This is a genomic window from Cupriavidus sp. D39 (assembly GCF_026627925.1).
GTDB classification, from domain to species: Bacteria; Pseudomonadota; Gammaproteobacteria; order Burkholderiales; family Burkholderiaceae; genus Cupriavidus; species Cupriavidus ulmosensis.
This window is the reverse complement of the sequence record NZ_JAPNLE010000009.1, coordinates 1,529,440-1,554,590: the sequence shown is the minus strand read 5'-3', so window position 1 is coordinate 1,554,590 and position 25,151 is coordinate 1,529,440. Positions and strand designations below refer to the sequence as shown.

General features: G+C 65.9%; 21 protein-coding genes and 1 pseudogene. 18 read left to right on the top strand and 4 right to left on the bottom strand.

Going from position 1 to position 25,151, the window contains the following annotated elements:
• Nucleotides 1–171 precede the first annotated feature (171 nt).
• From OMK73_RS19130 to OMK73_RS19120, 3 genes are all read right to left on the bottom strand, one after another.
• Nucleotides 172–1,893, bottom strand: coding sequence for a PhoH family protein (locus tag OMK73_RS19130; protein WP_267603515.1), 1,722 nt, complete (start codon nt 1,891–1,893; stop codon nt 172–174).
• A gap of 383 nt (nt 1,894–2,276) precedes the next feature.
• A complete protein-coding gene (locus OMK73_RS19125; protein ID WP_267603514.1) occupies nt 2,277–2,738 on the bottom strand; it encodes a peroxiredoxin in 462 nt (153 codons plus the stop codon).
• A gap of 146 nt (nt 2,739–2,884) precedes the next feature.
• Nucleotides 2,885–3,265, bottom strand: a complete 381-nt coding sequence (locus OMK73_RS19120; protein ID WP_267603513.1) for an Mth938-like domain-containing protein — start codon at nt 3,263–3,265, stop codon at nt 2,885–2,887.
• Between the two features lie 318 nt (nt 3,266–3,583).
• On the opposite strand from OMK73_RS19120, the gene OMK73_RS19115 reads away from it, so the two are divergent.
• The 7 genes from OMK73_RS19115 to crcB all read left to right on the top strand — a co-directional run bounded on the left by OMK73_RS19115 (nt 3,584) and on the right by crcB (nt 10,240).
• A complete protein-coding gene (locus tag OMK73_RS19115) occupies nt 3,584–4,816 on the top strand; it encodes a pyridoxal phosphate-dependent aminotransferase (protein WP_267603512.1) in 1,233 nt (410 codons plus the stop codon).
• A 53-nt stretch (nt 4,817–4,869) separates the two neighbouring features.
• Complete coding sequence (locus OMK73_RS19110) at nt 4,870–6,180, top strand: homoserine dehydrogenase (protein ID WP_267603511.1); 1,311 nt, start codon at nt 4,870–4,872, stop codon at nt 6,178–6,180.
• Nucleotides 6,181–6,188: 8 nt separating this feature from the next.
• Nucleotides 6,189–7,637: a threonine synthase gene (gene thrC / locus OMK73_RS19105; protein ID WP_267603510.1), complete on the top strand. Its 1,449-nt coding sequence runs from the start codon at nt 6,189–6,191 to the stop codon at nt 7,635–7,637.
• Nucleotides 7,638–7,836: 199 nt separating this feature from the next.
• Entirely contained in the window at nt 7,837–9,078 is a 1,242-nt protein-coding gene (glp, locus tag OMK73_RS19100; protein ID WP_267603509.1) for a gephyrin-like molybdotransferase Glp, read from the top strand.
• Between the two features lie 43 nt (nt 9,079–9,121).
• Nucleotides 9,122–9,349 carry a molybdopterin converting factor subunit 1 gene (moaD, locus tag OMK73_RS19095; protein WP_267603508.1) on the top strand — a complete coding sequence of 76 codons (228 nt, stop codon included), beginning with the start codon at nt 9,122–9,124 and terminating at the stop codon, nt 9,347–9,349.
• Between the two features lies 1 nt (nt 9,350).
• On the top strand, nt 9,351–9,860 hold the full coding sequence (moaE, locus tag OMK73_RS19090; protein ID WP_267603507.1) for a molybdopterin synthase catalytic subunit MoaE: 510 nt from the start codon (nt 9,351–9,353) through the stop codon (nt 9,858–9,860).
• Nucleotides 9,860–10,240, top strand: coding sequence for a fluoride efflux transporter CrcB (gene crcB, locus OMK73_RS19085; protein WP_267603506.1), 381 nt, complete (start codon nt 9,860–9,862; stop codon nt 10,238–10,240). Before moaE ends, crcB begins: the two co-directional genes overlap by 1 nt.
• Here the strand turns inward: crcB and OMK73_RS19080 are convergent.
• Nucleotides 10,222–11,100, bottom strand: a complete 879-nt coding sequence (locus tag OMK73_RS19080; RefSeq protein WP_267603505.1) for an alpha/beta fold hydrolase — start codon at nt 11,098–11,100, stop codon at nt 10,222–10,224. The genes crcB and OMK73_RS19080 overlap by 19 nt on opposite strands.
• 230 nt (nt 11,101–11,330) lie before the next feature.
• On the opposite strand from OMK73_RS19080, the gene OMK73_RS19075 reads away from it, so the two are divergent.
• From OMK73_RS19075 to clpB, 11 genes and pseudogenes are all read left to right on the top strand, one after another.
• On the top strand, nt 11,331–11,936 hold the full coding sequence (locus tag OMK73_RS19075) for a TetR/AcrR family transcriptional regulator (protein WP_267603504.1): 606 nt from the start codon (nt 11,331–11,333) through the stop codon (nt 11,934–11,936).
• 228 nt (nt 11,937–12,164) lie between these two features.
• A pseudogene (locus OMK73_RS19070) lies at nt 12,165–13,350 on the top strand (substrate-binding domain-containing protein).
• Nucleotides 13,350–14,192, top strand: a complete 843-nt coding sequence (locus OMK73_RS19065; RefSeq protein WP_420715657.1) for an ABC transporter ATP-binding protein — start codon at nt 13,350–13,352, stop codon at nt 14,190–14,192. Before OMK73_RS19070 ends, OMK73_RS19065 begins: the two are co-directional and overlap by 1 nt.
• A complete protein-coding gene (locus OMK73_RS19060; protein WP_267603502.1) occupies nt 14,185–14,922 on the top strand; it encodes an ABC transporter ATP-binding protein in 738 nt (245 codons plus the stop codon). Before OMK73_RS19065 ends, OMK73_RS19060 begins: the two co-directional genes overlap by 8 nt.
• 424 nt (nt 14,923–15,346) lie before the next feature.
• A complete protein-coding gene (locus OMK73_RS19055; RefSeq protein WP_267606435.1) occupies nt 15,347–16,378 on the top strand; it encodes a branched-chain amino acid ABC transporter permease in 1,032 nt (343 codons plus the stop codon).
• A gap of 15 nt (nt 16,379–16,393) precedes the next feature.
• Entirely contained in the window at nt 16,394–17,470 is a 1,077-nt protein-coding gene (locus OMK73_RS19050) for a branched-chain amino acid ABC transporter permease (RefSeq protein ID WP_267603501.1), read from the top strand.
• A gap of 90 nt (nt 17,471–17,560) precedes the next feature.
• Nucleotides 17,561–19,108 (top strand): acyl-CoA synthetase, encoded by a 1,548-nt coding sequence (locus OMK73_RS19045; RefSeq protein ID WP_267603500.1) that lies wholly within the window; start codon nt 17,561–17,563, stop codon nt 19,106–19,108.
• Between the two features lie 113 nt (nt 19,109–19,221).
• Complete coding sequence (locus OMK73_RS19040; protein WP_267603499.1) at nt 19,222–21,387, top strand: D-(-)-3-hydroxybutyrate oligomer hydrolase; 2,166 nt, start codon at nt 19,222–19,224, stop codon at nt 21,385–21,387.
• Nucleotides 21,387–21,602 carry a MaoC/PaaZ C-terminal domain-containing protein gene (locus OMK73_RS19035; protein WP_267603498.1) on the top strand — a complete coding sequence of 72 codons (216 nt, stop codon included), beginning with the start codon at nt 21,387–21,389 and terminating at the stop codon, nt 21,600–21,602. The genes OMK73_RS19040 and OMK73_RS19035 overlap by 1 nt, the downstream gene beginning before the upstream one ends.
• A complete protein-coding gene (locus OMK73_RS19030) occupies nt 21,578–22,315 on the top strand; it encodes an oxidoreductase (RefSeq protein WP_267603497.1) in 738 nt (245 codons plus the stop codon). The genes OMK73_RS19035 and OMK73_RS19030 overlap by 25 nt, the downstream gene beginning before the upstream one ends.
• 198 nt (nt 22,316–22,513) lie before the next feature.
• Nucleotides 22,514–25,102 (top strand): ATP-dependent chaperone ClpB, encoded by a 2,589-nt coding sequence (gene clpB, locus OMK73_RS19025; protein WP_267603496.1) that lies wholly within the window; start codon nt 22,514–22,516, stop codon nt 25,100–25,102.
• The last annotated feature ends 49 nt before the right edge of the window (nt 25,103–25,151 follow it).

Here is a 25,151-nt window from a genome sequence, read left to right as displayed (position 1 = left end):
GGACGCCGGCACGCGAGGTGCCGAAATGGCGGGCGCTCCGGATACTTTGATGCTAGGCCACGCCGGTAGGCAAATCTGCCGGACGTGGTCCTACAAGGGCATCCGATGGTTCCGGAGGGTGCGGAGGGTGCAGAGGGTGCAGAGGCTTAGTCTTTAGCGATGATGCGCCCCTTAAAGGACATCCGCGGCATGGTCGGCCAGGCGCGAGCGTTCGCCGCGCGCCAGCGTCACATGGCCACTGTGGCTCCAGCCCTTGAACCGGTCGACCACGTAGGTAAGGCCGGACGAGCCCTCGGTCAGGTAAGGCGTGTCGATCTGCGCGATGTTGCCCAAGCAGATGATCTTGGTGCCGGGGCCGGCACGCGTTACCAGCGTCTTCATCTGCTTTGGCGTCAGGTTCTGGGCCTCGTCGATGATGACGAACTTGTTGACGAAGGTGCGTCCGCGCATGAAGTTCATGCTCTTGACCTTGATGCGGGAGCGGATCAGTTCCTGGGTGGCGGCGCGGCCCCATTCGCCGGCGCTATCGTCGCTCTTTTGCAGCACTTCCAGGTTGTCATCGAAAGCGCCCATCCAGGGCTGCATCTTTTCTTCCTCGGTGCCCGGCAGGAAGCCGATGTCCTCGCCGACCGGCACGGTGGCGCGGGTGACGATGATCTCGTTGTAGAGTTTCTGGTCGAGCACCTGCTCCAGGCCCGCCGCCAGTGCCAGCAGGGTCTTGCCGGTACCGGCCTGGCCCAGCAGGGTGACGAAGTCGATCTCCGGGTGCATCAGCAGGTTGAGCGCGAAGTTCTGCTCGCGGTTGCGGGCGGTCACGCTCCACACATTGTTCTTGTGGTGCGTGTAGTCCTTGAGCGTTTGCAGCAGCGCGGTCTTGCCGTTGATTTCCTTGACCTGGGCGTACAGCGGTAGGCTGCCGTCGCTGGGTTCCAGGAAGACGAACTGGTTGACCAGGAAGGAGGGCACCAGCGGGCCCGTCAGGCGATAGAACATGGCGCCGGACTTCGGGTCTTGCCAGCTTTCCACGCCCTTGCCATGCTTGGCCCAGAAGTCGTTGGGCAGCAGCATCACCCCCGAGTACAGCAGGTCCTTGTCCTCGAGGACCTGGTCGTTGAAGTAGTCCTCGGCGGGCAGGCCGAGCGCGCGCGCCTTGATGCGCATGTTGATGTCTTTCGACACCAGCACGACCTGGCGCTCCGGGAACTGCTGCTGCAGGGCGCTGACCACGCCCAGGATCTGGTTATCCGCCTTGCCCTGCGGCAGGCCGTCAGGCAGCTTGATCTCGTTGAGCTTGGTTTGCAGGAACAGCTTGCCCTGCGCATCGCGGTTGCCCAGCTTGGCCAGCGGCAAGCCCTCGTCGAGCACGCCATCGGTGCCGCCCACCAGTGCGTCCAGCGTGCGGCTCACGGTGCGGGCGTTGCGCGCGACTTCGCTCATGCCCTTCTTGTGGTTGTCTAGCTCCTCGAGCGTCATCATCGGCAGATAGACGTCGTGCTCTTCGAAGCGGAACAGCGAGGACGGGTCGTGCATCAGCACATTGGTGTCCAGCACGAACAGCTTGCTGGGGCCGGTGTGTTTCTGCATGCGACGGTTGGTCGTGCCAGGGGCCTTGGCGGGCACCTTGGGCACGGCGGCCAGCGACGGCACGGACTTCAGCGCGGACGGCGGCGCATCCTTGGTGCGCGCTCGCGTCGAACCGCTGGCGCTGGCCACCACGGCCGGCGCGTTTTCCGCTTTGCTAGTTCCGGTTTCCAGCAAGGCCACACGCTCCAGCGCCGGCACAGGTTTCTTACCCTGTGACGCTGATTTGGCCTTAGTCAGCTTGGTTACCGGAGCGAATTCGCTCGGGTCAAGCAATTGGGCAGGCTTGGCGGGCATGGTCGGCAGCGGCATGCTAGGCTTTCCTTTCAGGGGGAGAAGACGGCTGGAAAACGGCGCAGGACACTGGCGTGGCCGCATGGCGCCACGTCATTGGGGATCGTGTCCTGTGCGTACAAACCACACAAACAAAAAAGCCGCCAACCTGGTTAGCAGGTTTGGCGGCTTTCTTTCGGACCGGAGACACGGCAGGTCCGCTACCGGCCTGTGGCAGCGTGCGCCTGGGCCGGGACGATGAAGCAGCGTGGCATCCGGATCTTGAACTCATTAAAGGTCAATGTATCCGAACGTTTTCTGTTTTGCAATCGCTTGCCGAGTGGACTTTTGACGGTGTTGCTGCGCCGCATTAAAGTGCCGGGCCGAATCACCGTGGATCACGCCCCGGATCACGCCTCGGATCAGAGGCCGCGCACGATTTCCAGCACCTCGTCGACGTGGTTGGGCACCTTGATGCCGCGCAGGGCATGGCGCAGGATGCCCTTGCCGTCGATGATGAAGGTGCTGCGCTCGATGCCGCGCACTTCCTTGCCATACATTTTCTTCATCTTGATGACATCGAACAGATGGCACACGGCTTCATCGCCATCGGAGATCAACTCGAAGGGCAGTTCCAGCTTGGCCTTGAAGTTCTCGTGCGACTTCAGGCTGTCGCGCGAGATGCCGAAGACCACCGTGCCTGCCTTGACGAAGTTGTCATGCTGGTCGCGGAAGTTCATGGCTTCGGTAGTGCAGCCCGGGGTGTTGTCCTTGGGATAGAAATACAGGACGACGGTCTTGCCGCGCTGGGCGCCAAGGCTGAACGTGCCGCCGGTGGCGGGCGCGCTGAAATCGGGTACGGGCTGGCTGAGACTGACTGTCATTCTTATGGCTCCTGGGAGGGACAGGAAGGGGGCGGCTGCGTGAGTGCGGCCACCATGGTGGCGGCAGATGGGGGCGGGGCGGCTAACTTCAAGCGTGGCGCGTGCTTAACTTGCGTGAACCAGCCTGCCCGGGCCGCCGGGCCGGCTCAGGCAGGCTCCTCCAGCAGCAGGATGGCCGCCACCTTGCGGCCTTCCGCCATCAGGATGTTGTAAGTGCGGCAGGCGGCCTGCAGATCCATGGCGTCCACCCCGACATGCAGGCGCGCCAGGGAAGCGGTCAGGCGAGGATGGGGGAAGCGCAGGCGGCTGCCGGTGCCCAGCAGCACTACTTCGGGCGAGTGCGCCAGCAGGCCTTCGAAGTGCGCGGGTTCCAGGTCTTCGAAGCGCTGCACCGGCCAGGGCCGGATCTCGCCTTCGGGCATGACCAGCACGGATTCCGTGTAGCGCACCATATTGATTTCGATATAGCCCGGGCCGTACGACGTTACCGTATTGAGGGCATTGGGCTGGTCTGCGTGGAGTTTCAAGGGCGAACCTTATCTGGCGCTGCCCCTCGCGGCGCGCGCGGCGACTCGGCCGGGGCAGCGCAGGGCGGGTTGAGAGCATTTTGGGGCAGGCGGGCCGGGCGGCTTTGCTGCGGCCCCGGGGTACCGGCGGCGTGCGCTGCAATGCAAGAATCCCTGCCGAAGTCTGTCATAATCCGATAAATTATAGCTTTTGCCTCCCTGCCTGCCACGTTTTGCGTTGCAACGCAGCGTACAGGCTACCCGGGCCGCTCCTTTCCCACCCAGATTCCCTAGATAGCCGCCGCTACCCGGCGGCGCTTGCCTCCTGCCAACATCGCCGTGAAACCGATCCAGAAATCCAACAAGCTCAACAATGTTTGCTATGACATCCGCGGCCCGGTGCTGGAGAAGGCCAAGCAGATGGAAGAGGAAGGCCACAAGATCATCAAGCTGAACATCGGCAACCTGGCCGTCTTCGGCTTTGACGCGCCGGAAGAGATCCAGCAGGACATGATGCGCAACCTGCCCAATTCGGCCGGGTACTCGGACTCCAAGGGCATCTTCGCCGCGCGCAAGGCGATCATGCACTACACGCAGCAGAAGAACATCGAGGGCGTGGGCCTGGACGACATCTACGTCGGCAACGGCGCCTCCGAGCTGATCGTGATGTCGATGAACGCGCTGCTCAACAGCGGCGACGAAGTGCTGGTTCCGGCGCCGGACTACCCGCTGTGGACCGCCGCGGTGAGCCTGTCGGGCGGCACCCCGGTGCACTATGTGTGCGACGAGGCCAACGAGTGGATGCCCGATCTGGACGATATCCGCGCCAAGATCACGCCGAATACCAAGGCCATCGTCGTCATCAACCCCAACAACCCCACCGGCGCCCTGTACTCGGACGAACTGCTCAACGCCATCGTGGCGATTGCGCGCGAACACGGCCTGATCATCTTTGCCGACGAGATCTACGACAAGGTGCTGTACGACGGCCATAGCCACACGTCCATTGCCGCGCTGTCGACCGATGTGCTGACGGTGACCTTCAACGGCCTGTCCAAGAACTATCGCTCGTGCGGCTACCGCGCCGGCTGGATGGTGGTATCGGGCGACAAGCGGCCCGCGCTGGACTATATCGAGGGGCTGAACATGTTGTCCTCGATGCGCCTGTGCGCCAACGTGCCCGGCCAGTGGGCCATCCAGACCGCGCTGGGCGGCTACCAGAGCATCAACGACCTGGTAAACGAAGGCGGGCGCCTGCGCCGCCAGCGCGATCTTGCCCACGAACTGATCACCCAGATCCCGGGCGTCACCTGCGTCAAGCCCAAGGCCGCGCTGTACCTGTTCCCCAAGCTCGACCTGTCGATGTACCCGATCCAGGACGACCAGGAGTTCATCTATGAACTGCTGCAGGAGTCCAAGGTGCTGCTGGTGCAGGGCACCGGCTTCAACTGGGGCAAGCCGGACCATTTCCGTATCGTGTTCCTGCCCCACGAGGAGGACCTGCGCGAGGCCATCGGCCGCGTGGGCCGTTTCCTGGAGGCATACCGCAAGCGCCACGGCCACGCGGCCTGAGCAAGGCCATTGCGGCGTAATCCATTTTTCAGCAACTCAGAGTCAGATCGTCCATGAATCCCATCAAAGTAGGCCTGCTTGGCATCGGTACCGTCGGTAGCGGCACGTTCAATGTGCTGCAACGTAACCAGGAAGAAATCCGCCGCCGCGCCGGGCGCGGCATCGAGATTGCCATGGTGGCCGACCTCAACACCGAGCGCGCCCGCGAGCTGACCGGTGGGCAGGTCGAGGTGGTGGCCGACGCCAACGAGGTCGTCACCCGCCCCGAGATCGACATCGTGATCGAGCTGATCGGCGGCTACGGCATCGCTCGCGAGCTGGTGCTCAAGGCCATCGAGAACGGCAAGCACGTGGTCACCGCCAACAAGGCGCTGCTGGCCGTGCATGGCAACGAAATCTTCGAAGCCGCCCGCAAGAAGGGCGTGATCGTCGCCTTCGAAGCCGCGGTGGCCGGTGGCATCCCCATCATCAAGGCGCTGCGCGAAGGCCTGACCGCCAACCGCATCGAGTGGATCGCCGGCATCATCAATGGCACCACCAACTTCATCCTGTCGGAGATGCGCGACAAGGGCCTGGACTTCGACACCGTGCTCAAGCAGGCGCAAGCGCTGGGCTATGCCGAGGCCGATCCCACTTTCGACATCGAAGGCATCGATGCCGCGCACAAGATCACGCTGATGAGCTCGATCGCCTTCGGCATGCCGGTGCAGTTCGACAAGGCCTACGTGGAAGGCATCACCAAACTGTCGGCCGTGGATATCCGCTACGCCGAAGAGCTGGGCTACCGCATCAAGCTGCTGGGCCTGACGCGCCGTCGTGAAAACGGCATCGAGCTGCGCGTGCACCCGACGCTGGTGCCGGCCAAGCGCCTGATCGCCAACGTGGAAGGCGCCATGAACGCCGTGCTGGTGCAGGGCGACGCCGTGGGCGCCACGCTGTACTACGGCAAGGGCGCCGGCGCCGAGCCGACCGCCTCCGCCGTGATCGCCGACCTGGTCGATGTGACCCGCCTGCACACCGCCGACCCCGAGCACCGCGTGCCGCACCTGGCGTTCCAGCCGGACGCGCTGTCCAGCGTGCCGGTGCTCCCGATCGAGGAAGTCACCAGCTCGTACTACCTGCGCATGCGCGTGGCGGACGAGACCGGCGTGCTGGCCGACATCACCCGCATCCTGGCTGACGCCGGCATCTCCATCGATGCCATGCTGCAGAAGGAGTCGCGCGAAGGCGAGCCGCAGACCGACATCATCATGCTCTCGCACCTCACTCTCGAGAAGCAGGTCAACGCCGCCATCGCCAAGATCGAGGCGCTGCCGACCGTGCTGTCGGCAGTCACGCGCCTGCGCATGGAAGAACTGAACTGAACGCACCGATGAAATACCAGTCGACGCGCGGCCATGAGATGCCGCAAACCTTCTCCGAGATCCTGCTGGGCGGCCTGGCGCCGGACGGCGGCCTTTACCTGCCCCGGGAGTACCCGCAGATCACGGCCGACGAGCTGGAAGCCTGGCGCAAGCTGTCGTACGCCGATCTCGCCTTCGAAGTCCTGTCCCGCTTCTGCGACGACATCCCGGCCGAGGACCTGCGCGCCCTGACGCGCAAGACCTACACCGCCGAGGTGTACTGCAATGCCCGTCCCGGCGACAACACCGCCGACATCACCCCGCTGCGCACGCTGGGTGAAGAGGGCGGCACGCAACTGCAGCTGCTGGGCCTGTCCAACGGCCCCACGCTGGCCTTCAAGGACATGGCCATGCAGCTGCTCGGCAACCTGTTCGAGTACGCACTGGCGCGTGCCGGACAGGAGCTGAACATTCTCGGCGCCACCTCGGGCGACACCGGCAGCGCGGCGGAATACGCCATGCGCGGCAAGCGCGGCATCCGCGTGTTCATGCTGAGCCCGCACCGCAAGATGAGCGCGTTCCAGACCGCGCAGATGTTCAGCCTGCAGGACCCGAACATCTTCAACCTGGCGGTGGAAGGCGTGTTCGACGATTGCCAGGACATCGTCAAGGCGGTCTCCAACGATCTCGACTACAAGGCCCGCCAGAAGATCGGCACGGTCAACTCGATCAACTGGGCGCGCGTGGTGGCCCAGGTGGTGTACTACTTCAAGGGCTGGCTGCTGGCCACCGACGGCCCGGGCCAGAAGGTCTCGTTCTGCGTGCCGTCGGGCAATTTCGGCAACGTCTGCGCCGGTCATATCGCGCGCATGATGGGCCTGCCGATCGACAAGCTGGTGGTCGCCACCAACGAGAACGACGTGCTCGACGAGTTCTTCCGCACCGGCACCTACCGTGTGCGCAAGTCGGCGGAGACGTACCACACCTCTAGCCCGAGCATGGACATCTCGAAGGCGTCGAACTTTGAGCGCTTCGTCTTCGACCTGCTGGGCCGCGACGGCGACAAGCTGGCCAAGATGTTCCGCGAGGACGTCGACACCAAGGGCGGCTTCGACCTGTCCGGCACGCCGGAATTCGAGCGCATCCGCGCCTTCGGCTTCGTCTCGGGCCGCAGCACGCACGAGGACCGTCTCACCACCATCCGCGACCTGTCCGAGCGCTACGGCATCACCATCGACACGCACACCGCCGATGGCATCAAGGTCGCGCGCGAGCATCTCACGCCTGGCGTGCCGATGCTGGTGCTGGAAACCGCGCTGCCGGCCAAGTTCGCCGACACCATCCGCGAAGCGCTTGGCCATGAGCCGGAGCGTCCGGCAGCCTTCGACGGCATCGAGAACCTGCCGCAGCGCTTCGAGGTCATGCCGGCGGATGCCGACCGGATCAAGGCTTACATCGCCGGCCACACCGGCCTGTAAGGCCCGGCCGCTGCCGGCTGCGTTCCTGCCGGCAGCGCGCCAACTCGCTACAATCAGATTTGCCGAGCAGAAATCGCACGGCCCTCGCATTGCCCCGGATGTATCGGGGGCGGTACGCGGGCCGTTTCCCATGGGTGCTGGATGGCCACGGGTTTGCTGTTCCAGGCTCACACAAGCTGTCTCACTTACCTGTTTCCTCATGACCCAAGCTGCCGCGCCCGCCCGTCCCCCCATGCTGACCATGGCCCAGGCCCTCGAGGCCCTGCTGGCCGGCGCCCGCCCGCTCGCCGAAGCCGAGCGCATCGCCACGCTCGACGCCAATGGCCGCGTGTTGGCCGCGCCGGTGTCGAGCACGCTGGACGTGCCGCCGGCCGACAACACCTCGATGGACGGCTACGCCGTGCGCAGCGCCGACGTGGCGGCGCCGGGCGCGCGCCTGCGGGTGGCCCAGCGCATCCCCGCCGGCCACGTCGGCACGGCGCTGGCGGCCGGCACGGCGGCGCGCATCTTTACCGGCGGGCTGATTCCGCCGGGGGCCGACGCGGTGGTGATGCAGGAGCAGTGCGCGGCGGACGGCGAGGATGTGATCGTCAAGCACACGCCGCAGCCGGGCGAATGGATCCGCCGGGCCGGCGAGGACATCCGTGCCGGCAGCGTGATCCTGCCGGCCGGCACGCGGCTGACGCCGCAGGCGCTCGGCTTGGCCGCCTCGGTGGGGCAGGCGTCGCTGGACGTGGTGCGGCGCGTCAAGGTGGCGGTGTTCTTTACCGGCGACGAGCTTGCCATGCCGGGCGAGCCGCTCAAGCCGGGCGCCATCTACAACTCCAACCGCTTCACACTGCGCGGGCTGCTGGAAAACCTGGGCTGCGAGATCAGCGATTTCGGCATCGTGCCCGACACCCTGGCCGCCACGCGCGACACCCTGCGCCGGGCTGCCGATGGGCATGACCTGATCATCACCTCGGGCGGCGTCTCGGTGGGCGAGGAAGACCATATCAAGCCGGCGGTCGAGGCCGAGGGGCGGCTCAACCTGTGGCAGATCGCCATCAAGCCGGGCAAGCCGCTGGCGTTCGGCGAGGTGGCGCGTGGCGAGCAGGCACCGGCGTTTTTCCTTGGGCTGCCGGGCAACCCGGTCTCGAGCTTCGTCACCTTCCTGCTGTTCGTGCGGCCCTTCATCCTGCGGCTGCAAGGCGTGCAGGACGTGATGCCGCGCCGCCTGCCGCTGCGGGCCGATTTCGACCTGCCCAAGGGCGACCGCCGCAACGAGTTCCTGCGCGTGCGCATCAACCAGGCCGGCGGGCTCGACCTGTTCCCCAACCAGAGCTCGGGCGTGCTGACTTCCACGGTGTGGGGCGAGGGCCTGGTCGACAACCCGCCCAACCAGCCGATCGCGCGGGGCGATACCGTGCAGTTCATCGCCTTCGACGGCCTGCTGGCATAAGGAGGGGGACCGCCATGAACATCGAACTCCGTTTTTTGCCAGCGTGCGCGAGCAGCTGGGCCTGGGGCAGGAGCGCGTCGCGGTGCCGGCCGAGGTGGCTACCGTGGCGGACCTGCGCCATTGGCTTGGTGCCCGCGGCGGCGCCTGGGCCGAGGTGCTGGCCGAGGGCCGTGCCTTGCGCATGGCCGTGGACCACGAGGTGGCCAGCTCGGACAGCGTGCTGGCCGACGGCTGCGAAGTGGCGTTTTTCCCGCCCGTGACCGGAGGCTGAGATGAGCGTCAGGGTACAGCGCGAGGATTTCGACCTGGGCGCCGAGGTGGCGGCATTGCGCCGTGACCAGCCGGGCGTGGGCGCGGTGGCCAGCTTCATCGGCACGGTGCGCGACATGAACGACGGCAGCGCGGTCAGCGCGATGGAGCTGGAGCACTATCCCGGCATGACGGAAAAGGCGCTGGCCCGGATCGAGGCCGTTGCGCGGGAGCGCTGGGCGCTGCTCGGCGTCACCATCGTGCACCGGGTCGGGCCGTTGCTCCCGCTGGACCAGATCGTGCTGGTGGCGGTGGCCTCCGCCCATCGCGGCAACGCCTTTGCCGCCTGCGAATTCATCATGGATTACCTCAAGTCCGAAGCGCCGTTCTGGAAGAAGGAGCAGACGCCGGAAGGCGCGCGCTGGGTCGACGCGCGCGTGACCGATGAGTCCGCGCTGGCGCGCTGGGGCATTCGCTCGCTCAATGCCAGCGGCGATACGGAGCAGGCGGAAACCTCGGGTCTGAAGCGCTGATGGGCGCGCTCGGTTTTGTGGCGGTCGGGGTCGGGGCCGCGGTAGGAGCCTGGCTGCGCTGGGCGTTCTCTGTCCTGTGGAATGCCGCCAACCCGGCGTTGCCCTATGGGACGCTGGCGGCCAACCTGGTTGGCGGCTACCTGATCGGGCTGGCGGTGGGATTCTTCGGCACGCATGCGGAGTTGTCGCCCGAATGGCGCCTGCTGGCGGTCACTGGCTTCCTGGGCGGGCTGACCACGTTTTCCACGTTCTCCAGCGAGGTCGTTGGCAACCTGATGGCGGGCGACTATGGCTGGGCGACGGTGCACCTGCTGGCGCATCTTGGCGGCTCGCTGCTGCTGACCGCGCTGGGTCTGTGGACCTATCGGCTGCTGGCCTGAGCGCCAGTTGCATCCAGCCACGCAAGCATTTCCAGCAGCGCTGTGTTGAAGGCAGCCGGCCGTTCCATGTGCGGGGCATGGCCAGTGCCGTCGATGGTGGCAAGGCGGGCAGCCGGCTGCAGCGCCAGCGTGGCCTGTCCCACTGCCGGCGCGTAGAGGCGGCTGCGTTCCCCAACCAGGTGGAATAAGGGCAGGCGAGCCTGGCGCAACGCCGGGCGGTAATCCTGGCGCGCCATGTCTTGCCACAGCGCGGCAAGCGCATCCGGCGCGCACTGCCGCATGATGGCGGCGATATGGCCCGCCTGGGCCGCATCGGGTTTGCTGCCTGCGCTCCACAAGCCGGCGCGCACCGAATCGATCAGGCGGGGCCAGTCCTGGCGCACGTGCGCGGCCATTTGCGCGGCCTGGACGGTGTCATAGCGCCCGTGCAAGCCATGCGGCCAGTCCGCCGCGCTGACCAGCCGCGGCGTCATGTCGATGGCGCCGATTGCCGCCAGGGGCGGGGCGGGATCACCGCGCATCAACTCCCAGGCCACCATGGCGCCCATCGACCACCCAACCACCACCACGTCCCGCAATCCCAGGTGCCCGATCAGCCCGGCAGCATCGGCGGCAAGCTGCGCAAGGCTGGCTTGTCCGGCATGCGGCAATGCAGCAGACAAGCCATGCCCGGCATGGTCCGGGGCGATCACGCGATAGCCGTGGCTTGCCAGCGCGCGCTGGCCGTCGAACGCCTCGCCGGATAGCGACCAGCCGTGCAGCAACAGCAATGCACGCCCGCTGCCGGCCTCCCGCCAGCCGGGCCGGGAACCGGAGGCAGGGTGGGTATCGAAGGCGGGGGCGGCCTCGACGTTAGTCATCGCGTGTGAAGCATCCAATGGCGAACTTCCAGTCTGGGCGTCTGGCCCCGGCCACGTGCTTGGCCAAAGCTCCGGGTAAGCCATGTATTGACATACGGATCGCTAACTTTATATCATGAAACATGAATCAGTTATCATGTTTTGAGGTGAGCCGGAGGTGACGGTTTCCGCGGTGCAATGCCGCTGCTTGACTGCCGTTTTCCGGTCTGACCAGCCACCGCGGAGCCCCGATGTCCCTTACCGAATCCGGCGTAAGCCAGCCCAAGACCGCGCGCGGCCAGAAGACCCGCGAAGCGCTGCTGCGCGCTGCCGAGAAAGTGTTCGGCGAGAAGGGCTACTACGTGGCCTCGATCTCCGAGATCACGCAGGAGGCAGAGGTGGCCATGGGCACCTTCTACCTTTACTTCAAGGACAAGGAAGATATCTTCCGCGCGCTGGTGCAGCACATGCTGGAACTGGTGCGGGCCCACCTGCGCAAGCACGTGGGGCAGGCGCAGACGCAGATCGAGGCCGAGCGGCTGGGACTCAAGGCCTTTCTCTCGTTTGTCGCGCGCCACAAGAATCTGTACCGCATCGTGCTCGATTCCTACTCGGTGGACGAGACCATCTACAGCAGCTATTTCCAGGTGTTCGCCGATGTCTACAGCCGGCGCCTGGGCAAGGCTGAGGAGCAGGGCGAGATCTCGCCGGGCGACGCCGAGGTGCGGGCGTGGTGCCTGATCGGCATCAGCAATTTCCTTGGCATGCGCTATGCGCTGTGGAAGCGGCCGGCGTCGATGGACAAGGTGGTCGACACCGCCTTCGACATGATCTCGCACGGGCTGGCGGCGCGATGAGCGCGTTGGTGCTGGTCGAGCGTGTTGGCAGCACGGCGGTGCACTGTCGCTCGCGGCCGGGCGCAAGGACAAGGTACCCGGCAGCGTGGCGCAGACGCGCGCGCTAAGGCAGCAAACGGAAAGGCAGGACAGGAAGGACCGCAGGACGGAACGCAGGAAAGCGAAGCAGCAACAAGCAGGCAGGATCTGCACTTGCAACGACAAGAGACACCCTTAGAGGAGACAAGAATGCAATTCAAGCACCAAGCCGCTGGCGCCATCGCGCTGGCCAGCCTGCTGGCCGCCGGCGGCGCCCTTGCCAAGGATATCCGCATCGCCCACGTCTACGACAAGACCGGGGCGCTCGAGGCCTACGCCAAGCAGACCCAGACCGGGCTGATGATGGGGCTGGACTATGCCACCAACGGCACCATGATGGTCAACGGCAACAAGCTGGTGGTGCTGGAGAAGGACACCCAGGGCAAGCCCGACGTGGCCAAGGCGCAGCTTGCTGCGGCGTATAGCGACGATCGCGCGGACATCGCCGTGGGGCCGACGTCCTCCGGCACGGCGCTGGCGATGCTGCCGGTGGCCGAGGAGTACAAGAAGATCCTGCTGGTGGAGCCCGCCGTGGCGGATTCCATCACCGGCGAGAAGTGGAACCGCTACATCTTCCGCACCGGCCGCAACTCGTCTCAGGATGCCATCTCCAACGCCGTGGCACTCGACAAGCCCGGCGTGCAGATCGCCACGCTGGCGCAGGACTACGCCTTTGGCCGCGACGGCGTGAAGGCCTTCAAGGGCGCGCTCAAGAACGCCAAGATCGTGCACGAGGAATACCTGCCGACCAACACCACGGACTTTACCGCCGGGGCTGCAGCGCCTCTTCGATTCGCTCAAGGACAAGCCGGGCCGCAAGATCATCTTTATCATCTGGGCGGGTGCCGGCAACCCGTTCAAGATCGCCGACCTCGATCCCAAGCGCTACGGCATCGAGATCGCCACCGGCGGCAATATCCTGCCGGCCATGAGCAACTACAAGAACTTCCCCGGCATGGAAGGCGCGACGTACTACTACTTCGGCATTCCCAAGAACAAGGCCAACGAGTGGCTGGTGTCCAACCACTACACCAAGTTCAAGTCGCCGCCCGACTTCTTCACCGCCGGCGGCATGACGGCCGGCATCGCGCTGGTCGAGGCGCTCAAGAAGACCAACGGCGACACCAGCACCGAGAAGCTGATCGGCGCGATGGAGGGCATGTCGTTCGAGACGCCCAAGGGCAAGATGACCTTCCGCAAGGAAGACCACCAGGCGTTGCAGTCGATGTACCACTTCAAGATCAAGGTCGATCCTGCGTTCGCCTGGGGCGTGCCCGAGCTGGTCCGCGAGATCAAGCCGGAGGAAATGAGCGTGCCGATCCGCAACAAGCGGTGATGACAGTGGGCGCCGCTTCCATCGATACAACGGCAGCGCTCTCGCGGGCGGTGGCAGGGCCGCCCGCGCTCGAGACGCGCGATCTCACCATCCGCTTTGGCGGCCACGTGGCGGTCAACGCAGTGTCCTGCGCATTCCGTCCGGGCGAGCTGACCTGCATCGTCGGCCCCAACGGGGCCGGCAAGACCACGTACTTCAACCTGATATCGGGCCAGTTGCCGCCCAGCGCCGGGCAGATCCTGCTCGGCGGCGAGGACGTGACGCGCCTGCCGGTGCCGCACAAGGCGCGGCGCGGCATTGGCCGCGCGTTCCAGCTGACCAGCCTGTTTCCCAATCTGTCCGTGTTCGAGAACGTGCGGCTGGCGGTGCAGTCGCGCCGGCGCATCGGGCTGGATCTGTGGTCCGTGTGGAGCGCGAACCGCGCGGTACGCGCGGAGGCCGAGGACTGTCTCGAGCGGGTCGCCCTGGCCGACAAGCGCCACCTGCCGGTGGCCTCGCTGCCGCATGGCGACCAGCGCAAGCTGGAGGTGGGCATCTTGCTGGCGCTGCAGCCGCGTATCTTCATGTTCGACGAGCCGACCGCCGGCATGAGCGTGGATGAGGTGCCGGTGATCCTGGGCCTGATCCAGGAGATCAAGCGCGACAAGAGCAAGACGGTGCTGCTGGTGGAGCACAAGATGGATGTGGTGCGCTCGCTGGCCGACCGCATCATCGTGCTGCATAACGGCAACCTGATGGCCGATGGCGACCCGGCCGAGGTGATCGCCTCGCCGATCGTGCAGCAGGCATACCTGGGCATCGCTGCCGACGAGAGCGCGCAGCAGGAGGGCAGTCATGGCTGAGGGATCGGCAGCACCCATCCTGAGCCTGGATAGCGTGCAGACGCATATCGGGCCGTATCACATCCTGCATGGCGTGAGCTTTGCGGTGCCGCGCGGCGGCGTGACCATGCTGCTGGGGCGCAACGGCGCGGGCAAGACCACCACGCTGCGCACCATCATGAACCTGTGGCAGGCGAGCGAAGGGCGGATCGCGTTCGACGGGGCCGACATCACGCGCCGCGGCACACCCGCCATCGCGCAGGCCGGCGTTGCCTATGTGCCCGAGAACATGAGCGTGTTCTCCGAGCTGACGGTGGCCGAGAACATGCGGCTGGCCGCGCGCAGCGGCGCCATTGACGGGCAGCGGCTGGACTGGGTGTTCCGCATGTTCCCCGCGCTGAAGATCTTCTGGCACCAGCGCGCCGGCGTGCTGTCCGGCGGACAGAAGCAGATGCTGTCGGTGGCGCGCGCCATCATCGAGCCACGCAAGCTGCTGATCGTGGACGAGCCAACCAAGGGCCTGGCGCCGGCCATCATCCAGAACATGATCACGGTGTTCCGCGAGCTCAAGCAGACCGAGGTGTCGATCCTGCTGGTGGAACAGAACTTCCACATGGCAAAGTCGGTGGGGGACACCGTTGCTGTGATGGACGACGGCCGCGTGGTGCATACGGGCAGCATGGCAGCGCTGGCAGGGGATGAAGCCTTGCAGCAGCGGCTGCTGGGTTTGTCGCTGGCCGCGCATCAGTAGGGAATGGTTTGAGTCAAAGCATCACTCCGTGTAGCCGTGATTTCCGCCCCCAGGCGGCAATCACCCGCCCGCGATGCGCAGCGAGCCGTCAAGGTTTTCATCTCCCGTTATGGGGCGCCTCGTCGGCAGGCAAAAAGAGCGGAAAAGAGGGGGCCATGTTTGAGCATCGCCTTAAGGCGATGTGAGTTTGGCCCCCGGCCGCTCTTTTTGCCTGCCGACGAGGAGTCTTTCGCCCCATCCGGGTCGCCTTCTTTGCCTACTCTCTTGGCGAGCCAAGAAAGTAGGTCGCCTCCCCGCAGGGGAGGTGAAACTGCCTTTGACTTTAAGCTTTTGACCTTTTGACCTTTTGGCCTTTTGACCTAATGAAGCGCTGCGGCACGTGCTGCCGCCCATGACCAAACAAGACATCGTCAGGACCGAGACAATGGCGAGTACACGCTCCTTACCCACCACCCCGGCGGCGCCGGCCGACCTGCCCAAGGTCCGGCTCGACTGGACCCCGCTGGCGCTGGCCCCGCTGCTGATGCTGCTGGCCTATCCCCTGATCGGCAGCGGCTCGACCTGGCTCACCCTGACCATCGCCGGCCTTGCCATGGGCATGATCGTGTTCGTGGTGTCGTCGGGCCTGACGCTGGTATTCGGCCTGATGGACGTGCTCAACTTTGGGCACGGCGCGTTTATCGCGCTGGGGGCCTATGTGGCGGCATCCGTGCTGCTGCCGCTGGGCGCCTGGGTGGAGGCCGACAGCCTGTGGCTCAACCTGGCGGTGTTCGGCCTTGCCATCCTGGCGGCGATGGTGGCGGCGGGTGCCATCGGCTTCCTGTTCGAGCGCATCGTGGTGCGCCCGGTCTACGGCCAGCACCTGAAGCAGATCCTGATCACCATGGGCGGCATGATCGTGGCCGAGCAACTGATCAAGGCGATCTGGGGAGCGGAGACCATTGCGCTGCAGGTGCCCACGACCTTCCGCGGCGCGGTGCTGCTGGGCGACGCGGCCATCGAGAAATACCGGCTCATCGCCGTGGTGCTCGGGCTGGTGATCTTCATCTCCATGGTGCTGGTGCTCAACCGCACGCGCATCGGCCTGTTGATCCGCGCCGGTGTGGAGAACCGCGAGATGGTGGAGTCGCTCGGCTACCGCATCCGGCTCTTGTTCATCGGCGTGTTCGTGGTGGGGGCAGGGCTTGCCGGCATGGGCGGCGTACTGTGGGGGCTGTACCAGCAGAACATCACCGCGTCGATCGGTGCCCAGGTCAATGTGCTGATCTTCATCGTGATCATCATCGGCGGGCTCGGCTCCACCACCGGCTGCTTTGTCGGTGCCTTGCTGGTGGGCCTGATGGCCAACTACACCGGCTTCCTGTTTCCCAAGGTGGCGCTGTTCTCGAACATCCTGCTGATGGTGATGATCCTGCTGTGGCGTCCGCAGGGCCTTTACCCGGTAGCCAAGCGCTGAGCGCCGAGGAAAACCATGACCCGACTGCTTTCCGGCGACCTGCCAAGAAGCCGCGTGCTGACCGTGATCCTGCTGGCCATGCTGCTGGCGCTGGCGTGCGCGCCCTTCCTGTTTCCCGGCGCGCGCGCGCTCAATATGGCCGCCAAGATCTGCATCTTCGTGGTGCTGGTGGCCAGCTACGACTTGTTGCTCGGCTATACTGGCATCGTCTCCTTTGCCCACACCATGTTCTTCGGCATCGGCGGCTATGGCGTGGCGATTGCCATGTCGCGGCTGGAGCCTGGGTGGGGCGCGCTGGCGCTCGGCACGCTGGGCGCGCTGCTGGTGTCGATGCTGCTGGCCTTCCTGATCGGGCTGTTCTCGCTGCGGGTCCGGGCGATCTTCTTTGCCATGATCACGCTGGCGGTGGCCACCGCCTTTGCCACGCTGGTGTCGCAGCTCTCCGAGTGGACCGGCGGCGAGGATGGCATCAGCTTCAAGGTGCCGGAAGTCTTCACGCCGGGCTTTTCGCTGGGCGACGCCGAGTGGCTTGGCGTGCCGCTCAACGGCAAGCTGTTTTCCTATTACTTTGTGTTTGCCAGCGCGCTGCTGCTGTTCCTGCTGCTGTTGCGCGTGGTGAATTCGCCGTTCGGCCGGGTGCTGCAGGCGATCCGCGAGAACGATTTCCGAGCCGAGGCCATCGGCTACCGCACCGTGGTGTATCGTACCGTGTCCACCGTGCTGTCGGCCGGGTTTGCCACGCTGGCCGGGGTGCTGATGGCGCTCTGGCTGCGCTACAACGGCCCGGACACCTCGTTGTCCTTCGAGATCATGGTCGACATCCTGCTGATCGTGGTGATTGGCGGCATGGGCACGCTGTACGGCGCGCTGATCGGCACCACGCTGTTCCTGGTGGCGCAGACCTACCTGCAGGACGTGATGAAGCTGGCGAGCGATGCCACCGCGGCGATCCCGCTGCTGTCTGGGCTGCTGCATCCGGACCGCTGGCTGCTGTGGCTCGGCCTGCTGTTTATCCTCAGCGTGTATTACTTCCCGCAAGGCATCGTCGGCCGGCTGCGTGGCGATCGCTCGGAGCACGAGGTGGCGTCATAGGGCGCTAGTACCAAGCAGCAAGCGGCATGCAGCCACAAGAACGATCAAAAGCGCTATAACAAGAACATCCACAAACGGAGATTCCAGACCATGTACGTAGTCGACTGGCTGCACAAGAATGCCCTGCATACGCCGGACAAGGTCGCGCTGGTCGACGTGGAGAGCGGCCGCACGGTGACCTACCGGCAGTTCGACGAGCGCGCCAGCCGCTTCGCGCAATACCTGAGCGAGCGCCTGCGGCTGGCTCCCGGGGCCCGCGTGGCCGTGCTGGCCCACAACAGCTCGGACTATTTCGAGATGCTCTATGGCTGCGCCAAGGCCGGCATGGTGATGGTCTGCCTGAACTGGCGGCTGCGGGCGGCGGAACTGCTGCCGATTCTGCGCGACTGCTCGCCCGATGTGCTGGTGGCCGGCGACGGCTTTCTCGCGACCGCAGCCGCGCTTGCCGACGCCTTGCCGCTGCGCGCGGTATTGCACCTGGCCGACGACGAGAGCGCGGACGTGCCCGGCGGCTGGACCGAGTACGAAGCGATGCTGGCGGGCAGTTCCGGCCGCGTCATCGAGATGCCGTGCCGCGACGAGCACGAAGTCTGGCACCTGCTCTACACCTCGGGCACCACGGGACGGCCCAAGGGCGTGATCCAGACCTACGGCATGGTCTTCTTCAACGCCGTCAACGCCATGCTGGCCAACAAGATCACGCGTGACGACGTGTTCCTGAACGTGCTGCCGTTCTTCCATACCGGCGGGCTGAACCTGTATGCCAATCCCGTGCTGCATGCCGGCGGCACGGTGCATATCATGCGGCAGTTCGACCCCGAGGTGACGCTGCGCAAGCTCGATGCCAGCGCCGGGGAGGGCATCACCATGTTCTTCGCCGTGCCCGCGGTCTACCTGTTCCTGAGCCAGCATGCCGGCTTCGCGGCGGCGGATTTTTCCCGCGTGCGCAATATGGCCGCGGGCGGTTCCGCGGTGCCGCGGCCGCTGCTGGAGGCCTACCTGGCCAAGGGCGTGACGATCTGCTTCGGCTTTGGCATGACCGAGACCGGGCCGACCGTGTTCGTGTGCGACGAGGCCACGGCGCGCCGCAAGATCGGCACTATCGGCAAGCCGGTCGGCTCGATGCTGACACGGGTGGTGGATCCGCAGGGCCGCGACGTGGCGCCCGGCGAGCGCGGCGAGTTGCTGATCAAGGGGCCGGGCGTCACGCCTGGCTACTGGAACCTGCCGGAGGCGACCGATGCCGCCATCCGTGGCGGCTGGCTGTACTCCGGCGATATCGCCTATATGGACGAGGAGGGCGATTACTACATCGTCGACCGCGCCAAGGACATGTTTATTTCGGGCGGCGAGAACGTCTACCCGGCCGAAGTGGAGAATGTGCTGTTCCAGCTTGCTGCGGTATCCGAGGCCGCCGTCATCGGCGTGCCGGACGCGCGCTGGGGCGAGGTCGGCATGGCGCTGGTGGTAGCAAAGCCCGGCATGGCGCTCGATGCCGAAGGCGTGCTCGCGCATTGCCGCGCCGCGCTGGCAAGCTACAAGGTGCCGCGCCACGTGCGGATGATCGAGGCGCTGCCGCGCACGCCGTCCGGCAAGGTGGAAAAGCACAAGCTGCGCGCGCGCTTCCAATCGCAGTGAAGGCGGTGCGCAGTGTGATGTCATGCAGTGGCTGTCTCGTGAATTTCTCGTATCCGGTTTGCGTTCCGATAGATCGAGCATGCCAATCCAGCATGCAATAGAGGGGGCACAACATGTTGCGCGGACTTGCAGGACATAGCGGTTTGAGCCTATACGGCGCGCGCCTGGCGCTGGCAGGGGCGGCAGGCTTGCTGCTGGCGGCGTGCGGCTCGGGCGACAACAACGCCAGCAGCGGCAACACCAATCCCAATACCAAGCCGGCGAACATCGGCACGGTCACGATCAGGAACTACGACGGCAACACCGACGACCTGCTCACCGCCGGCCTCGGCAAGGACGGCCTGGGCTCCGCCACCCAGCCGCTGCCGCTGAACCCGGCCGCGCCCACGGCGGCCGAGTTGCGCCGGTACGCCATCTACACCAACTACCGCGCGCTGGTGGATACCACGGCAGGCGGTGGCTACGGCTCGCTGTACGGCCCCAATGTGGACGCGCAAGGCAACATCACGACGGGGCAGGGCAAGGTCGCCGGGCGCGAGTACCTGGCCTTCTCCGACGATGGCAGCGGCCAGCAGAACGTGACCATGTTGGTGCAGATTCCCGACAGCTTCAATGTGGCCAAGCCGTGCCTGATCACCGCCACATCGTCCGGCTCGCGCGGCGTCTATGGGGCGATCTCCACCGGCGAGTGGGCGCTCAAGCGCGGCTGCGCCGTCGCCTACACGGACAAGGGCACCGGCGCTGCGCCGCACGACCTGGACACCGACACCGTTGCGCTGATCGACGGCACGCGCGCCAGCCGCGCCGCGGCCGGCACCAATGCGCAGTTTGCCGCCCCGTTCCCCAACACCAGCCTGGCCGCGTTCAATGCGCTGGCGCCGCACCGCCTGGCGTTCAAGCACGCGCACTCGCAGCGCAACCCCGAGAAGGATTGGGGCACGTTCACGTTGCAGGCCGCCGACTTCGCCATCTGGGCCATCAACGACCGCTTCGGCAACGTGGCCACGGATGGCACGCGCCAGCGCAGCCTGGGCCCGGACAAGGTCGTGGTGATCGCTTCCAGCGTTTCCAACGGCGGCGGCGCGGCCATTGCCGCGGCGGAGCAGGACACCCAGGGGCTGATCGACGGCGTTGCGGTGGGCGAGCCGAATCTCAACCTGCCTGGCAACACGGGCGTCACCGTTACGCGCGGTGGCGTGCCGGTCAGCAAGTCCGGGCTCCCGCTGTATGACTACACCACCACGGCCAACCTGCTGCAGCTCTGCACCTCGCAGGCGACCGCGCTGGTGAATGCGCCGGGCGTGGCGCTGTACGCGCTGCCGACCGTCGGGTTGGCCCAGCCTGCGCTCAACCGTTGCCAGTCGCTGGCCAACGCGGGCCTGGTGACCGGGCCGGATGCCGCCACCCAGGCCGCCAGCGCGTTGCAGGCACTGCACGCATTTGGCTGGGAGCCCGAGTCCGACGCGCTTCATCCCTCGCTGGCCCTGTTCGAGGTGGCCAACGCGGTCTCGGTGACCTTCGCCAACGCGCTCGCGCGTGCTGCCGTGGCGGATCGCCTGTGCGGCTTCAGCTTTGCCGCTACGGGCACGGCAGTGCTGACGCCGGCGGCGATTCCGCCAGCCACCCTCAATGTGCTGTACGCCACGGGTAACGGCGTGCCGCCGGCGGCCGGCGTGCAACTGATCAACGATAACAATCCCGGTGGCCCGCTGCGCGACATCTACTCCCAATCGCCGAGCAGCAATGTGGCTGATGCCAACTTCGACGGCGCCCGCTGCCTGCGCGGGCTGCTGACGGGCACCGGCGCGCAGGGCCAGGCGCTGCAAGCGGGCCTGGCCCAGACGCTTCGCTCGGGCAACCTGCACGGCAAGCCGGCCATCATCGTGCATGGCCGCAGCGATGCGCTGCTGCCGGTCAACCATACGTCGCGGCCGTATCTGGGCTATAACCGGCTCCAGGAGGGCGGCGCCAGCAAGCTCTCCTACGTCGAAGTCACCAACGGCCAGCACTTCGATAGTTTCATCGGCGCGGTAGCGGGCTACGACAATCGCTTTATCCCGCTCCACGTCTACCTGAACCGGGCGCTCGACGCGGTCTACGACAACCTGACCACCGGCCGCGCGCTGCCACCTTCGCAGGTGGTGCGCACGGTCGCGCGCGGCGGCACCGCGTCGCCGGCACCCACCATCCTGCCCGCCAATTTGCCGCCGTTTGCCGCCACCCCGGCCGATGCGGACCGGATCACGGTCAACGGCAGCACCGTAGAGGTACCCAACTGATGAAGGCATCCCGCCCACGCGTCCTGACGCAAGAAGATTTCGACCGCTTCGCCTCAATCTCGCGCGATGACAACCCCATCCACTGCGATCCGGCGTTCGCCAGCACGACGCATTTCGGCGCCACGGTCGCGCATGGCATGTTCCTGTTCTCGCTGCTGTGCGCGCAGATGCAGCGCAGCACCCCCGGCCGGTGCTGCCGATCGCGCAGACGCTGATGTTCCCGCGGCCCACCTTCGTCGGCGACGGCGTGGCCGCCGTGCTGGTGTTGAACGAAACACCCGGCCGCGACCGGATCGCGCTGGACACCTCGATCCGCTGCGTGCAGCGCGGCCGCAACCGCACACCCGCGACGGATGAGCAGATTACGGCACAAGGGGATGCGGTGCTGCTGGTCGACGCCAGCGCGGAATCGCTGGCCGAGGCGCAGCGCCAGGATGCCGACGAGGTTGGGCACTCCGCCGGGCACCTCGTGGCGCAGCCGTCCGGCGAGCGTACGCTCTATCACCTGAGCGTGGGCCAGGAGGCTTCGGCGATACGCAGCTTCAGTGCGGGTGATATCGATGAATACGTGGCGTTGACCGATGATGGCAGTGCCCTCTATACCGACCCGGTGTTTGCCCACAGCCGCGGCTTCGAGGGCACCATCGTGCCGCTGCCGTTGCTGGCCGGCATGTTCTCGGACTTGCTGGGCACCCGCTTGCCGGGCCGCGGCACCGGCTGGATGAAGCAGTCGCTGCGGCTGCGCTCGCCGGCGCGGCTGGGCGAGCTGCTGACCGCTTCGGTGCGCATCGTGCGCCTGCGCCGCGACAAGGACCTGGTCAACCTGGCGACGGTGGTCACCGGCGACGATGGCCGCGTGGTGCTGGCCGGCGAGGCGCTGGTGCTGGTGCGCAACCTGGAGGACAAGCGGGCGCTGGCGGCCGCCTGAGGCTGCTGGGGTGGCCAAGCCGCAACGTATTGCCTGCGCCACATCAAGGGCCGTGCAGTCAGGCCTTGAAATGTAGGCGCAAAGCCTTATCTTTCGATCAGACACCAGTGTCCGGCCCGCGTGGCGGGATCGGCAGGTTGGGGCGTAAGCGCCCCGCCTTCCGCATCAGGACACTCATCCGAAAAAGAGGGCTCCTAAATGCGAATTGACAAACTGACCACCCGATTCCAGGAAGCGCTGGCTGATGCCCAGAGCCTGGCGATCGGCAACGACAACCAATACATCGACCCGCTGCACGTGCTGCGCGCCTTGCTGGCGCAGAACGACGGTGCCGCCCGCGCGCTGCTGGCGCGCGCCGGCGTCAACGTCGGCGGCCTGACCACCGCGCTGGATGCCGCTATCAAGCGCTTGCCGCAGGTGCAGGGCACCAGCGAGGTCCAGGTCGGGCGCGAACTCAGCGCACTGTTCAACGCCACCGAGAAAGAAGCCATCAAGCGCGGCGACCAGTTCATCGCCAGCGAGCTGTTCCTGCTTGCGGTGGCCGATGACAAGGGCGAGGCTGGCCGCATCGCGCGTGACAACGGCCTCTCGCGCAAATCGCTCGAGACCGCCATCGAAGCCGTGCGCGGGGGCGATTCGGTCAACAGCGCCGACGCCGAAACCCAACGCGAAGCGCTGAAGAAGTACACCGTGGATCTCACCGAGCGCGCCCGTATCGGCAAGCTCGATCCCGTGATCGGCCGCGACGACGAAATCCGCCGCACCATCCAGATCCTGCAGCGCCGCACCAAGAACAACCCCGTGCTGATCGGCGAGCCGGGCGTGGGCAAGACCGCCATCGTGGAAGGCCTGGCCCAGCGCATCGTCAATGGCGAGGTGCCGGAAAGCCTCAAGAGCAAGCGCGTGCTGGTGCTCGACATGGCCGGCCTGCTGGCTGGCGCCAAGTACCGCGGCGAGTTCGAGGAACGACTCAAGGCCGTGCTGTCGGACATCGCCAAGGACGAGGGCCAGACCATCGTCTTTATCGATGAGCTGCACACCATGGTCGGCGCCGGCAAGGCCGAGGGCGCCATCGATGCCGGCAACATGCTCAAGCCCGCGCTCGCGCGCGGCGAGCTGCATTGCATCGGCGCGACCACGCTGGACGAATACCGCAAGTACATCGAGAAGGACGCCGCGCTCGAGCGCCGCTTCCAGAAGGTGCTGGTCGACGAACCAAGCGTGGAGGCCACCATCGCCATCCTGCGCGGCCTGCAAGAGAAGTACGAGCTGCACCACGGCGTGGAGATCACCGACCCGGCCATCGTCGCCGCGGCGGAGCTGTCGCATCGCTATATCACCGACCGCTTCCTGCCCGACAAGGCCATCGACCTGATCGACGAAGCCGGCGCGCGCATCAAGATGGAAATCGACTCCAAGCCGGAGGTGATGGACAAGCTCGAGCGCCGCACCATCCAGCTCAAGATCGAGCGTGAGGCCGTCAAGCGGGAAACCGATGAAGCCTCGAAAAAGCGGCTTGAGCTGATCGAGCAGGAAATCGGCCGCCTGGAGAAGGAATACGCCGACCTCGAAGAGATCTGGAAGGCCGAGAAGGGCGCCGCCCAGGGCGCAGCCGCGCTCAAGGAAGAGATCGACAAGATCCGCCTGGAGATCACGCGCCTGCAGCGCGAAGGCAAGCTCGACAAGGTGGCGGAGCTGCAGTACGGCAAGCTGCCCGAGCTGGAAGGCAAGCTCAAGGCTGCCACGGTCGCCGAAGCCAGCGAGCAAAAGCAGCCCAACAAGCTGCTGCGCACGCAGGTGGGCGCCGAGGAAATCGCCGAAGTGGTGAGCCGCGCGACCGGCATTCCGGTGTCCCGGATGATGCAGGGCGAGCGCGAGAAGCTGATCCATATGGAGGACTACCTGCACCGCCGCGTGGTGGGCCAGGACGAGGCCGTGCGCCTGGTGTCGGACGCCATCCGCCGCTCGCGCGCCGGCCTGTCGGACGAGAACAAGCCCTACGGCTCGTTCCTGTTCCTTGGCCCAACCGGGGTGGGCAAGACCGAACTGTGCAAGGCGCTGGCCGAGTTCCTGTTCGATTCGCAGGACCACCTGATCCGCATCGACATGAGCGAATTCATGGAGAAGCACAGCGTGAGCCGGCTGATCGGCGCGCCGCCGGGATACGTGGGCTATGAAGAGGGCGGTTACCTGACCGAGGCCGTGCGCCGCAAGCCGTACAGCGTGATCCTGCTCGACGAAGTCGAGAAGGCCCACCCGGACGTCTTCAACGTATTGCTGCAGGTGCTGGACGATGGCCGCCTGACCGACGGCCAGGGCCGTACGGTGGACTTCAAGAACACGGTGATCGTGATGACCTCCAACCTGGGCTCGCACATCATCCAGGCGATGTCCGGCGAGCCGCACGAGGCGGTCAAGGGCGCGGTATGGCAGGAAGTGAAGACGCATTTCCGGCCCGAGTTCCTGAACCGTATCGACGAGGTGGTGGTGTTCCATTCGCTCGACCAGCAGCATATCGAGTCGATCGCCCGCATCCAGCTGGAGCGGCTGACGGCACGGCTGGCGCGCATGGACATGACGCTGGAGGTGAGCGAGGCAGCGCTGGCCAAGATCGCCAGCGCTGGCTACGATCCGGTGTTCGGGGCGCGTCCGCTCAAGCGCGCGATCCAGCAGCAGATCGAGAACCCCGTGGCGCGCGCTATCCTGGAAGGCAAGTTCGCCGCCAAGGATGTGGTGCCGGTGGATTACCGGGACGGGGAGTACACCTTCGGTCCGAAGGTTCACTGAGGCAAGGCGTAGCCCCTGGACACCCAGGCACCTGGACGCCAAAACGAAA

What these genes read in the sequence shown, in the direction of transcription:
- crcB (WP_267603506.1), top strand. Translation starts at nt 9,860, where the DNA reads ATGGGCGCGCTCGGTTTTGTGGCGGTCGGGGTCGGGGCCGCGGTAGGA.
- OMK73_RS19040 (WP_267603499.1), top strand. Translation starts at nt 19,222, where the DNA reads ATGTTGCGCGGACTTGCAGGACATAGCGGTTTGAGCCTATACGGCGCG.
- clpB (WP_267603496.1), top strand. Translation starts at nt 22,514, where the DNA reads ATGCGAATTGACAAACTGACCACCCGATTCCAGGAAGCGCTGGCTGAT.
- OMK73_RS19075 (WP_267603504.1), top strand. Translation starts at nt 11,331, where the DNA reads ATGTCCCTTACCGAATCCGGCGTAAGCCAGCCCAAGACCGCGCGCGGC.
- OMK73_RS19125 (WP_267603514.1), bottom strand. Translation starts at nt 2,738, where the DNA reads ATGACAGTCAGTCTCAGCCAGCCCGTACCCGATTTCAGCGCGCCCGCC.
- OMK73_RS19045 (WP_267603500.1), top strand. Translation starts at nt 17,561, where the DNA reads ATGTACGTAGTCGACTGGCTGCACAAGAATGCCCTGCATACGCCGGAC.
- OMK73_RS19035 (WP_267603498.1), top strand. Translation starts at nt 21,387, where the DNA reads ATGAAGGCATCCCGCCCACGCGTCCTGACGCAAGAAGATTTCGACCGC.
- OMK73_RS19110 (WP_267603511.1), top strand. Translation starts at nt 4,870, where the DNA reads ATGAATCCCATCAAAGTAGGCCTGCTTGGCATCGGTACCGTCGGTAGC.
- OMK73_RS19050 (WP_267603501.1), top strand. Translation starts at nt 16,394, where the DNA reads ATGACCCGACTGCTTTCCGGCGACCTGCCAAGAAGCCGCGTGCTGACC.
- moaE (WP_267603507.1), top strand. Translation starts at nt 9,351, where the DNA reads ATGAGCGTCAGGGTACAGCGCGAGGATTTCGACCTGGGCGCCGAGGTG.
- OMK73_RS19060 (WP_267603502.1), top strand. Translation starts at nt 14,185, where the DNA reads ATGGCTGAGGGATCGGCAGCACCCATCCTGAGCCTGGATAGCGTGCAG.
- OMK73_RS19080 (WP_267603505.1), bottom strand. Translation starts at nt 11,100, where the DNA reads ATGACTAACGTCGAGGCCGCCCCCGCCTTCGATACCCACCCTGCCTCC.
- OMK73_RS19065 (WP_420715657.1), top strand. Translation starts at nt 13,350, where the DNA reads ATGACAGTGGGCGCCGCTTCCATCGATACAACGGCAGCGCTCTCGCGG.
- OMK73_RS19130 (WP_267603515.1), bottom strand. Translation starts at nt 1,893, where the DNA reads ATGCCGCTGCCGACCATGCCCGCCAAGCCTGCCCAATTGCTTGACCCG.
- glp (WP_267603509.1), top strand. Translation starts at nt 7,837, where the DNA reads ATGACCCAAGCTGCCGCGCCCGCCCGTCCCCCCATGCTGACCATGGCC.
- OMK73_RS19055 (WP_267606435.1), top strand. Translation starts at nt 15,347, where the DNA reads ATGGCGAGTACACGCTCCTTACCCACCACCCCGGCGGCGCCGGCCGAC.
- thrC (WP_267603510.1), top strand. Translation starts at nt 6,189, where the DNA reads ATGAAATACCAGTCGACGCGCGGCCATGAGATGCCGCAAACCTTCTCC.